Here is an 11,095-nt window from a genome sequence, read left to right as displayed (position 1 = left end):
CTTTTACGCTTTGAGCTGGATATTCATGACTCAGAACAGCACGGGATCCAGATAAGTCGGCCTCGGGCCCTTGCTCGGCTGCTTGCATGAGTCGCTGCCCAGCGATGTGGAAACTCCGCCGGTAGGCCTGGGACAGGACGATGTCGGCGTAGTGCACTGCGGACACGGCTGGTGCGTCGGCCGTGACGACGTTTGCCAATGCGCGGCGCAGTGGAGCGTCCTTCTGCCCACCTCCCCCGGCTCGGTGCATCACAGCTGCGACCGAAGCCGGGTCGTGCGGTTGACCATCGGTGACCAGCGCGGCGATGAGGGTGAACAGTTCGGCGTAGGCCGGTTCCGTGAAGTCTCCAGGCATCAACGCCTCGGTGACGCGCGCGTCTGCGGCGGGGTCTGTGCTCCACATTAGGGCGCACAGCGTCAGAGATTCGGGATCGGTGCGCGGATGCAGGCTGATGACATCGGCGACGGGATCGGGCACCAAGTCGACGCCGTACGGCGTTTGATCGTCACCGGCGACGGCTCTCAACACGGTCATACCTCCCCGCCTTGCCCGCTGATGATCTGGCTGGTGTTCGCCACACGTGCCATAACAGTGCCCCTTCGTGATGCAAGCGGTCCGCTGCCTGCGGACTCGGTGCTCTCTCGCGATGTTCCGACCAGTATTGCGCTGAAGATGGAAAGACCGCACCGCGCCGATGAAGGCAGGGTGCGGTCTTGATCGTCGGTCTCAGCAGTTGGTGGCGATCAGAACCTCGCCACGGTGGTCGAGAACCACCAGTTCTGCGGCGATCGCCGCTTCGATCAAAGCTTCACTGAGACCGACTGCGAACGCGATCGCACATGCCGCTGCGGCCTCCTCGACCGTACCGAACACCTTCACAAAATGGGACTGCTCGATCATGCCGACACTGGGCACGGTGGCGATCAGGTGGATTGCTCCGGCGAACTCGTCGTCCGGGCCCACTCCGATCAGCGCGCGCACGTGGGTGCGCTTCTCGCCCTCGACATCAACGGCGATGGCCGCTTCGTCGGCGACGAACAACGCCGTGGGCAAGCCGGTGAGGTTTGCCAGGTCAGAACAGAGTGTGTCCGGGCGGGGGCTGTTGCGGCGGCGGCCGGGCAGAGTCGGTTGCACGGTGATCTTCACGGTCTTCTCCATCGATGGGTGTCGGGTCGAGTCGACGCCGCTCCCGCCGTTGGCTCCGCCAATCGCTGCATGCTCACCGCAGTCGGCGCGAGCCATGCCTAAAAGAAGAACCCGGACCCTGCCCTATCGAGGCCGAGTGCGGGTTCTGGCGCATTACTGCGTGCATTACGACATGCATCACAATGCGCAGTACGAACAGCGTTAATTTGAGGAGGGTCGCAAACAAGAGTGGTCGGAAATCGGAGGTGGCTGACGCGTTGTCATGCGCCCTAGCCTCGGTCGATCGATGCACGGCGGCCGCCGGATCGGCCACCCTTCCCCACACCGTTGCGAGCGTCACGATGCCGATTGCGGTGCGGCCGAGCCGCATTGGACTGCCGAAGTTCGAGTCGACGCCGCAGAACCTCGGGAGCTGCCGGCAACGATGTGGTCCCGGTGGTGAGTCGAGAGTTCTGCATGATGTGTCTCCTCAAGGAAGGCCGGTCATTGTCCTGTCTCTGCCGCAGTCGGCTCCGTCGATCGCAGGGCTGGCTCGCTCAACGACCGTCAGGTGCGTCGTGATCCTGCGAGGAGTTCACCACGTCGTCAGTGCGGCGGATCCCCGAGAACGTTGCCGTACCAGTGTTCAGGTCCACGGTCAGGTGATCCGTAACCTCGGAGTCATCGTGGTGGTGGATGTGGTGACTGTGTCCGGCCTCGGTCACCTGGTCGAGGTTGTGGGTTGCGCCGAGGCCGGTCCCCAGGCTTCCGTCTCCGCCTGATTCGGTCATGATGTGTCGCCTTTCTGGGGAGTTGTGTAGGGCTGCGTTCCACGCAGTGCAGGTGCAACCTTGATCGCTCGAACGGTAAACGACGACCGACTGCGATCGTGCCAGACGCCGCCGGGCGCAGTCCGGTGATCTAGTTCGTACTCGGCGGCGAACCGGGATCCGTAGGCATCCGACACCAGGTTGTCGCCCTCGTGGATGCCGTACTCGGTGTTGGTCACCGCGCCTTCACCAGCTCGGCTCTGGCGACGACGAGCAGCTTTCTCGCGGCGGCGACTGTGAAGTCCTCCATGCTCGGATGGATTTGATGGAGAACCAAGAGTTCGTCGAACAACGCAAGGAACGCGTCCCGCTTCAGATCGGTCAAGCGATGCTCGTTCAGAACCATGCTCTGGCCGCGGTACTCCGAACCGCCGACTGCGTTTTCGTCGGAGGTGTCCAGAGTGTAGGACGCGAGCAATTCCTGATCTGCGGCCAGATCGAGCGCAATGATCGGTCGGCCGACAACACAGATCAGTCTCACTTCGATCGAGGCTCTGTCGTCGACGTAGGTCGAGATCTTTCGGGTGAGGTACTTGGTAGAGCTTGGAGTAGCCGACATCGGAGGCTCCGTTCATGGGAGATGTTGGGTGGGGCGTGTCTGTTGCTTCGGCCGCCGGAGCTCCGCTCTCGGATCACTGTCGTGCACTCACCACGTCACAGCACCCACTCCCCGGCGGCGTTGTCGAAGTAGGCGACCGGGGCATGCCACGGAGGCGTCTGCCCTACCGCGGCAACGATGTGCATGGGGTCAGTTTTCTCAGCACCCCGCAGACCGTAGTTCCACGGCGAGCCCCGATCGCTGGTCCCCAGTGCGAAGCTCAACGACAGGTCATCACTGGTGTCACAGTGACGTTTCTCGGCCATGTCTGCGTATGCGTAGTTGTGGGCGGTGAATCGGTAGCTGACCGCTGCAGGGATGTCTGGAAGCGCCTGTTCTGAGGCACTGTGGAAGCCGTACCTGTTGATCTGTTGCGTCACGCTCCACCCGAGCTTCGCTGCTGCGATCGCCATCTCGACGTGGTCGCCCGGGATGGCGACTTGAGAACCGGCGGATTGAACGTCGCGTGGTGCTCCGATCCAGGCTGCGATCTCGTCGGCGTTCCAGTACCGCGGTTCACCGCCGAGCGGATCGGTCCCGAGATAGGCAGTCGGTTCAGGACTGTTCACCTGGGCGCAGACGAGAAGGATCGAAGGGTCGTCGTCGATCGCATTCGGCGGTGTGGTGGCGAACTTCAGCTCCGGTGCGACCTTGGTCATGTACAGAAACCAGCCGATCGGGGCATAGAAGTCGTAGCCCATACCCTCGAATACGAGGCTGACGTCGTCGATGTTTCCACCAGCCAGAGCGGCCGTCATAAGCTCGACCAGTTCAGCTGGCATGTCTCTGTTGATGGTCATTGAGATGCAGTCCTCTCGATGTGTTGCGCTTCAGTACTGTTGCCGCCGTGCCGAGTTCGGCCCAGCGTTCGTCGAAACGTGCTCTTTCTTTGTTGGGAGCCAACGCTGGTGCGACAACGAAAAACCGCTCGAGTGTGGGGAACACGGAGCCGCGTTGGCGTTGGTAGAGACGCATGATTCCGTCCTCACCGACGACGGTTGTGGTGAGCCCCGTCGCAGCACCCTCCGCTGCGAGGTGATCGAGATGCGATTGGAGCACGTCGCGAGTTCCCCTGCTGCGAACTCGAATCGAACGCTCGACATTGCCGGACACCAAGCTGTCGCCCTTCCGTGCCGAGATGATGCGGCGTACGTCGTAGATGGCGTGCGTCTGCTCCCTCAGGAGCTCGTCGAACGCCTCCAGGACATGAACCGTGTTCTCGCTTCGGACGAGGTCGATCAGCCGCTTACCGCCGATCAGGCCCTGCTTGGGGTTGAGTGTGAGGGCGAGGTGCTCCATGAGCAAGGCGTGGGCGGCCGTCACCGGTTCGGTGGAGTACCGCTCCAACATGTACGCGCGGCCCGCTTTGCTGCCAAAACTGAAGGGACAGAACGTGCATGCCGACTTTCCGACGCTTGTCCCGATCACGGAAGTTGTGTATTCGATGGCGTCGTTGCGGAACCAGCCCCACTCGATCAGCGGGTACTCCCCCGTTCGCAGCGTTGTGTTGTAGTTCTGGTCCTTGAGTGCGCGTCGGCCCTCGCCGGCCTCGAAGCCGATCACGTGCCGGTATGGCTGTCCGCGGGTGATTGCAGCGATGACCGGATCCAGAACGTCCCCCTTCGCGTGTACGGAGCACATTCGTGCGCCGCCGCTTTGAGGAATCGTGCCCGCTTCGGTCATCTCGTCCCAGAGTGTGTACGAGCCGTCGAGATGCAGCGTAGTCGGAACGCGGGAGTCGTCGAGGATGACGACGCCGTCACCTGCCTTGGTGACGTGCCGACGCGAGCGCGCGGCCTGGATGAAGCGGACGCCAGCGGCTGCCATTCGCGGCAGGATCAGGGTCTCGACTGCGGTTCGAGTGCTCTCCCACTCGTTGCCGGTCATCGCCGTGATGACGGCGAGATCCGACAGATCGAAGTCCCGAGAGGATGAATCCTCGAGCCAGCGCAGAAGAACTGCGGTGCTATCGGCGCCAAGTCCGAAGCTCATGACGACCTTTGGAGTAGGTTCGGCGGCGTTCAGATTCATGAATTTCGAGGTCGTCACGGGGCTGTCTCCGGTCTGTGGGATGAATGCTTCAACCGCAGTCCGGCGGTGGCTACGCCAGCGAATATCACTATGTCGAGCGGTGCGAGGTTGCCTCGGTCGTGGGTCGTTAGCAGCAACGTCGGTAAGCCATTTTGCGTTAAGCAACCTTCTGACCTGCGGAAACATTGCTGAAAACGTCACTGTAGATGTTAGACTTTGTAGTGACACTGACAGTCGAACAGCAGGTACGTCTCACGTTACTTGGTGGCGTACTGCGAATTGCAGTCTGTGCAGTAGCGCGGGTGTCACTGCGTACCTCACAGACCGCCGTACTTGTTGCGGTAATGCACGTAGTAATGCATGAAGTAATGCGGTGCGCAGTGTCACACTCACCGCGTGCATTACTACGTCCAGTATTGTGGTCATTGAGTGACTTGTTAGGGTGTACGTCAGGACACACACTGCTAACTGTTGTGGTGACGGCGGTGCCGCAGGTACCACTGCACCGAGTACGACATGACGCAACACAGCCGCCAATACACGCCGTAGCGAACGCAATACGACACACACTGGGTGAGGCGTCGTAACATTCAGTAATACACACCGCACTCCGCCGAGCAACGCAAGCACTAAGGAACAGAGTGCGGTTGCTGGTACTGCATGCAGTGCGCGACCAAGTAATGACGACAGGAGAGCCTGTAGTGAGTGAAGCAGTAGCAGACGCATTGACCCGGGTAGTCACATTCGCGAACGGCAAGGGGGGTGCAGGCAAGACCTCCACGGCCGTCAACGTCGCCGGCCTCGCAGCGGCCGGCGGCTGGCGGACCCTGCTGATCGACCTCGACCCGCAGGGCAACGCAGGGCACGATCTCGGCTACTACTGGGACGGACGAGGCGACTCCGGTCAACTTCTATGCAACGCGCTCGGTACCGGCTCCGCGCTCACACCTGTCGTAGCCGACATTCGCCCCGGCCTCGACGTCATCAGCGGCGGCGAAGCGTTGGACGATCTGGAGTCCATCATCACTGGCCGCGCGCAACGATCGCGGCCGTTTCGATCCATGCTCGCCGAGGCGCTGGCACCCATAGCCCCCGATTACGACCTGATAGTGCTGGACACTCCACCTACTAGGCCGAATCTGCTGCAGCTCGCCCTGTGCGCAACACGATGGATCGTGGTGCCCACCCGCGCAGACCGCGCAAGCATCGAAGGCCTGCGCGTACTCGCTCATCAGATCGAGACCGCACGCGATGTCAATCCAGCAGTGGAACTCCTCGGTGCCGTGTTGTTCGATGTCTCGACCTCGGCAAAAGTTGTTCGACGCAACGCATCTGCCGACATCGAGTCGGCGCTCAACGGTGCGGCCCCCCTCTTGGAGTCGATCATCAGACACGGAGAGAGTTCGGCCGTCAACGCACGCGAAAGGGGAGTGCTGGTGCACGAACTTGCAGAAAAAGCCGAGTCCGCAGAACCGTTCTGGAAGGCGCTACGAGAGGGCCGTAAGCCCGACCGGATACCGGGTAGCGCCTCGGCGCTCGCCGAGGACTACCTCATGCTCTGCCAGGAGGTTCTGGAGCGAATTCAGACCGCCGAGCAAGCTGCTGAGGTGCTGGCATGAGCGAACGTCCAGGTTTCCCTCCGGTCGACGGTCTCGCGAAGCGGACCGGCTCGATTCCCCCACCTCCACCGCGGCCGGCGCGGGCTGTGCCTTCACCTGTAGCGAAGGCCCCCACTGCGCAGCCGGTACGCACAGCACCCGCCGCGGCGAAGAAAGCCCGAACGGCGGCCCCGGCTGACACGACGGAGCGCGCCGAAACGGCGCCTGTGACCTTGTCCCTGCCAACCGCACTGGCAGAGGCGACGACGACCTTCGCGAAGAAGAACTCGGTCTCGTACCCCGATCTCGTTATGGACGCGATCGTGGCGTCGCACGAAGAGCTGCCTGCGCTCATTGCTCAGGCCAACAACAAGGCCGAATCCGATGGGCTGTTCGTGCGCACGCACCGTAGTGCCGCCGGGCCGAGGTCGACGAGGTCCTTTCGGATGCGGCGGGACAACCTCGAGGTGATCGATCAGCTTGCAGAGAAGGTCGAAGCCGAGTCCCGATCACAGCTGTGCAGGGTGGCGCTGGAACGGTTCCTCGAGTCCAGCTCCAACTGACATCTCGGTTGCGGCGGGAGTGCGGCCGGGGCCTCTCAGATATAGGGACGCCCCGGTCACTCCATCGCCTCGGCCGACGCGCCGCGAAGATGCCACGAAGACGCCGCGGTACGACCGCGCCGCGTCCGCTATATATCCGCGCAGGGTCCGCGCATTGCCGCCAAGAGAGACATTTCGCGTCCTGGCATATATAGTTGCCATAGTTCTGACATAGAACGGATATACAGCGGACATAGGATGGACTGGCTGTGGCGGTTCGCCAGTCGGGTGTCCTCACACTGAAGTTCGTATGGCGTGACGGGCACGGAGAGGCCGAAATCGAGATGAGTCCGAAAACCAGTGACAACGAGTCGTTGTCGCCCAAGAAGCATCCATTGCGTCTGCAGTTACCTGCCGACGATGCGATCGTCGACGCCTTCATGGCCGCACAGGGAGCGCGTTTTCAGTCACAGGCGATCGTCATGTTGATCCGAATGTGGGTCAACGAGTTCGGTCCTACCAATGTCATGGAGCAGACCATGGGCGCTCTGACTACCAGCTCACTCAAGGAGCGCGTTTCGGCAACCCAGGCGACCACCGCGCAGCTTGTGACCGCGCCGAAGCAGCCCGAGGTACCCGAGCCCCGTCTCACAGCAAAACCGACACCACCACCACCGACTCGCCCAGCCTCGTCTCCGCCCACCCCTCCAACATCCGCGTCACCGAGCGACGATTTCGAAGACTTGTTTCGCAAGAGGAACAGCTAGATGAACACCGCCGCAACGGGTTTCGCACCAAGACCACTTACGACTGACACAAGAAACGGGATTACATCATGAGCAGTGACCCTCAGGCCGGACTCTTCGAGTACACCGCCGGTCTCGACATCGGCAATGGATACGTCAAGGGCGTCATCGAAGATCGCGGGAGCGACACCGCCGCGAAAGAGTCGGACGTGGCGGTCGACATCATCGACATGCCCAGCGTCGCGGCGACTCTGATCCGCCCGAACCTCCTTCAGACCCCGGACGCTGACGCACCGCAGGTGTTGGCTGGCGGCCAGGAGTGGTTCGACAACGCTGACATGGTGTTCAGCTCCAATCTGGTGCCGGACACCTATCGGCGAGTGATCGGCCGTCGCGCCCTCGCGACCAAGGCGTCGAGCGTGGATGCGTTCGACCTGGTCGGTCACAAGTCCAAGGCCGAACAGCCACTGTCGAAGGTACTGGTTTTGGGCATTCTCGCTGCGAAGGCGCTTCGTGACTATGTCGCCGTCTCCGGCATGCTTCCGAGCCCCAACAATGCGGACAGCTCAGTCACCTCACTCACTGTTCGCGCAGTACTTGCTCTCGCGCTGCCCATCAGCGAGTACGAGTCGCATCGCGGTAGCTACTCCGCAGGCTTCGTCGGCACCGCCGCCGAACCCCTCGTACACCAGGTTCGAATCAACAACTTCGTCACGCCGATCACCGTCAGCATCGTCTTCGACAACGTGCTGGTTGTACCGGAGGGGGCGAGTGCGCAGTACGCGATCAATTTCTTCGGTGAGCCACTGATGGAACGACTGCTCTCGGACGTGCGCAGCCATGGCGTGGTGCTCGAGGGTGTGGAGGCGAAGCACTTGCTGGCCGCGACGGACACCATTGGAGTCGATGTGGGGGAGGGGACCGTGAACTTCCCGGTGTTCACCGGCGGCCGCTTCAATGCAGACGCATCGCGCACTCTCACCTCGGGTTACGGAACGGTGCTCGAAAATGCCATCGAGTCGATGACGGAGAAAGGCGATGCGCACGGTTTCGCCGGCCGCAAGCAGTTGGCGGACTTCCTTCAGCTCGATGTCAACCCACTCAAGGCCAAGTTCCACGGCCGTGTCGTGGAAGAGACCGAGGTGGCGTCGGAGTTCTTCGTCCGCGAAGTGGCCATGGAGCTTTCGCGAGTCCTCGATCTGGTCGGTGCAGCAACGCAGGCGATCTACGTCTACGGCGGGGGATCGGGTCCGCTGCGCGAATTCCTGCACAAGGCACTGCTCGAGAAAGTGGTCGAGATGAACGGTGAAGACGCCGCGCCGGTGCTCTACCTCGATTCGACATATTCGCGAGGCCTCAACCGTGAAGGTCTCATCATCGCGGCACGCAACCGCGCGGCCTCTCTTGCGGAGGCAACCACGCCGCCGGCAGTCACGAAGACCTCACGCAAAGCAGCAGCCGCGAAGTAACCCGATCTCGACGTCAGGCCCGGACCTTAATGCGAGCTCCGGGCCTGACGTGCACCTCGGGTCGACGATGACGGGCGAGATCGATCTCGCGCCACCGTGAATGGTCGCCCGCGCCCACCCCTATCGCTGTGGTTCTCGGACGATCACAGCGCCCAACTCATGGGCGAGTAGGTCGAGGGCGTCCAGCATCGGATCCGTAGGCGGTGGGCCTGTCGCCATCAGAGCAGCCCATAGTTGTTCGGAATCTCGCTCACCCGGCCCGGAGGGCACCAGGGTCGGGTACTCGGGCGCGTCCATGTCGGGAGCTGCCGGCGTTGCGAACCTGTTGTCGAGCCAGAGTTGCCAGAGCAATCGTTCTGCACGGTGTCGCACGACACGGTCGGCAGCCACGATTTCGAGCCCGTGTGAGGCCGCTACGTCGTCGAGAGAGCGGGTTCCTACCCGCAAGGTCGATCCGTGTCGCTCGATCAGTCCCGCGATCGTCAGGTCGGCGATGATGTCGTATCCGTTGGAGGGTCGCAGCCGCGCACCTGCGAGAACGTCATCGATGTTCGTGGCATGCCCGGCGACGACCAGTTCGTAAGCGGTCCGGCCGCGCAGTCCGAGAACACTCCACGCTGGATGGACAGGTTCGACGCGGGCTCGCTCGATGCGCGTTCTGTTCGGTTTGTCGATCGCGGGGGTGGTCAAGGCGTATCGGTCGGCGTCGCGCCCGGCCCCACGGGCCACGAGCAACACTGGCGATCCGGGGGTGTCCCGGAGAACGCGCAGAGCAGTCCACACGGAGTCTTCTGACATCAGGCCTGCGGCGTGGGACAAACTGCGTCCTCCGACGGCCACCACGGGCACACCCTCGACCAGTTCTCCCGCCAATGCCGAGCTGTACGCCAGAGCCTGGACTACGGCGAGTAGGACAGGCCGATGTCGGGTACCAACGAATTCTCGATCGATCCACAGCTGGGCGTGTGCCAGCCAATCGCGACGAACACGGTCTTTCAGGTAGGAGCTATTGCCCCCTGTGTGCTTGTTCTTGTGCTGTGGTTCGCGGAATTGGTGGGCAATCCCAGCTGCCCACGTCAGGGCGTTGGCGACATCACGTTGCAAGGCCGTCGTGGCATGCCTGCCGTACTTGTCGAGGTACGAGTGGCGGATCCCTACCCACTCTTTGGTGGCCATGGCCGTCTCGATGTCTGCGGCGCTGCAACCCCGTAGGACTGCATGGCTGATAACGGACTGACGTGCTTCCGAGGGTGATTCCCACAGAGCTTTGAGGGGTTTGGTCAATTTCCCGGTGGCCGCGTATGTCACGACGGCCTCCGGGACGCGTGAGCTGCGGTGAAAACGAGGATCCAAGCGTCTATGCCGACCGACGCCGACAAGGCGCTCGTCCTGCGTGAGGGACGCGGCCACCGCGGCCACTGGTGTGCGGTGCCGAGTCGGAGACATGCCGCCGAGCAGCGCCATCAGACGTGCAGCAGCACCACGGTCGGATCGAGTAACGAACGTGTCGATCGCGACGTCCAGAGCGCCATCGAGACGGCGGTAGCCGCCTTCGCGAGTTGGTGAGCCCGGGGGAGTGATGCAGCCCTGAGCTGCATTGAGCATGGGATCGCAGTCGAGGGTGATCAGGCGTGCAGCGAGGAGCTTCATCAGAACTCGGACGTCGTCGACTCGCATAGGACTGTCGGTCGCCAAAGGAACCAGGACGTGGCGGCCGCCGCTTGTCGAACGATCGGTCACGACGCGTGCGCCGCACTCGTGAAGCCACTCGAGAGCGCGCTCGACGTCAGCGTCGACTTGCTCGGGCGTGTGGTGTTTGGCGTCGAAATCGAGCGCTAGCAGGGTCGTGCGGCCGCGCGCATATATCGGCACTGCGGCCGGTACCTGCGGCAGACGCTTTGTCCAGTTCTGCGCTTCGTCGTTGAACAGCCCGGTGTCGGGATTCCACAGCCGCATGGAGCGCCGCGCACGCACGAATGGTGACAGACGTCTCCATACGAGGTCGGGTGTCGACATCGACGACGCGACACGAGCATCAAATCTTGAACCTTCATCAGGGCAGGATGTACCCTGAGACCTGTCTGGCACGACAGTCCCTTTCATTGGGAAACCGCAGAATCGAGAATCGAGTTGGTACCTCGCTTCTCACCAACCT

Annotated in this window: 13 protein-coding genes; 4 read left to right on the top strand and 9 right to left on the bottom strand. The window is 62.3% G+C overall.

Going from position 1 to position 11,095, the window contains the following annotated elements:
• The 8 genes from H7C86_RS28300 to H7C86_RS28265 all read right to left on the bottom strand — a co-directional run.
• On the bottom strand, nucleotides 1-535 hold a 535-nt coding region (locus H7C86_RS28300), incomplete at its 3' end, for a DnaB-like helicase N-terminal domain-containing protein (RefSeq protein WP_182262673.1).
• 192 nt (nucleotides 536-727) lie between these two features.
• Nucleotides 728-1,243 (bottom strand): hypothetical protein, encoded by a 516-nt coding sequence (locus H7C86_RS28295; protein WP_182262672.1) that lies wholly within the window; start codon nucleotides 1,241-1,243, stop codon nucleotides 728-730.
• Nucleotides 1,244-1,416: 173 nt separating this feature from the next.
• Nucleotides 1,417-1,605, bottom strand: a complete 189-nt coding sequence (locus H7C86_RS28290; RefSeq protein WP_182262671.1) for a hypothetical protein — start codon at nucleotides 1,603-1,605, stop codon at nucleotides 1,417-1,419.
• Between the two features lie 78 nt (nucleotides 1,606-1,683).
• Nucleotides 1,684-1,917, bottom strand: a complete 234-nt coding sequence (locus H7C86_RS28285; protein ID WP_182262670.1) for a hypothetical protein — start codon at nucleotides 1,915-1,917, stop codon at nucleotides 1,684-1,686.
• The gene (locus H7C86_RS28280; RefSeq protein ID WP_057472972.1) at nucleotides 1,914-2,135 is read right to left on the bottom strand and encodes a hypothetical protein; all 222 of its coding nucleotides are present in this window, start codon (nucleotides 2,133-2,135) and stop codon (nucleotides 1,914-1,916) included. Before H7C86_RS28280 ends, H7C86_RS28285 begins: the two co-directional genes overlap by 4 nt.
• On the bottom strand, nucleotides 2,132-2,515 hold the full coding sequence (locus H7C86_RS28275) for a hypothetical protein (protein WP_057472973.1): 384 nt from the start codon (nucleotides 2,513-2,515) through the stop codon (nucleotides 2,132-2,134). Before H7C86_RS28275 ends, H7C86_RS28280 begins: the two co-directional genes overlap by 4 nt.
• A gap of 95 nt (nucleotides 2,516-2,610) precedes the next feature.
• Nucleotides 2,611-3,354: a hypothetical protein gene (locus tag H7C86_RS28270; RefSeq protein ID WP_182262669.1), complete on the bottom strand. Its 744-nt coding sequence runs from the start codon at nucleotides 3,352-3,354 to the stop codon at nucleotides 2,611-2,613.
• Nucleotides 3,326-4,603 carry a hypothetical protein gene (locus H7C86_RS28265; RefSeq protein WP_182262668.1) on the bottom strand — a complete coding sequence of 426 codons (1,278 nt, stop codon included), beginning with the start codon at nucleotides 4,601-4,603 and terminating at the stop codon, nucleotides 3,326-3,328. Before H7C86_RS28265 ends, H7C86_RS28270 begins: the two co-directional genes overlap by 29 nt.
• A gap of 683 nt (nucleotides 4,604-5,286) precedes the next feature.
• Here H7C86_RS28265 and H7C86_RS28260 point away from each other — a divergent pair.
• The 4 genes from H7C86_RS28260 (at nucleotide 5,287) to H7C86_RS28245 (ending at nucleotide 8,940) form a co-directional block, all read left to right on the top strand.
• Nucleotides 5,287-6,204, top strand: a complete 918-nt coding sequence (locus tag H7C86_RS28260) for a ParA family protein (RefSeq protein ID WP_259349315.1) — start codon at nucleotides 5,287-5,289, stop codon at nucleotides 6,202-6,204.
• Entirely contained in the window at nucleotides 6,201-6,746 is a 546-nt protein-coding gene (locus H7C86_RS28255) for a hypothetical protein (protein ID WP_182262667.1), read from the top strand. Before H7C86_RS28260 ends, H7C86_RS28255 begins: the two co-directional genes overlap by 4 nt.
• 248 nt (nucleotides 6,747-6,994) lie before the next feature.
• Nucleotides 6,995-7,492: a hypothetical protein gene (locus H7C86_RS28250; RefSeq protein WP_182262666.1), complete on the top strand. Its 498-nt coding sequence runs from the start codon at nucleotides 6,995-6,997 to the stop codon at nucleotides 7,490-7,492.
• 68 nt (nucleotides 7,493-7,560) lie between these two features.
• Nucleotides 7,561-8,940 (top strand): hypothetical protein, encoded by a 1,380-nt coding sequence (locus tag H7C86_RS28245; RefSeq protein WP_182262665.1) that lies wholly within the window; start codon nucleotides 7,561-7,563, stop codon nucleotides 8,938-8,940.
• Nucleotides 8,941-9,060: 120 nt separating this feature from the next.
• On the opposite strand, the gene H7C86_RS28240 is transcribed toward H7C86_RS28245, so the two are convergent.
• Complete coding sequence (locus H7C86_RS28240; protein WP_220463479.1) at nucleotides 9,061-10,956, bottom strand: hypothetical protein; 1,896 nt, start codon at nucleotides 10,954-10,956, stop codon at nucleotides 9,061-9,063.
• Between the last annotated feature and the right edge of the window lie 139 nt (nucleotides 10,957-11,095).

Origin of the sequence: Rhodococcus sp. UFZ-B548, assembly GCF_903819475.1 — a bacterium.
Classification (GTDB): domain Bacteria; phylum Actinomycetota; class Actinomycetes; order Mycobacteriales; family Mycobacteriaceae; genus Rhodococcus_F; species Rhodococcus_F erythropolis.
The sequence above is the reverse complement of the archived record's forward strand: the minus strand, read 5'-3'. Positions and strand labels throughout refer to the sequence as shown.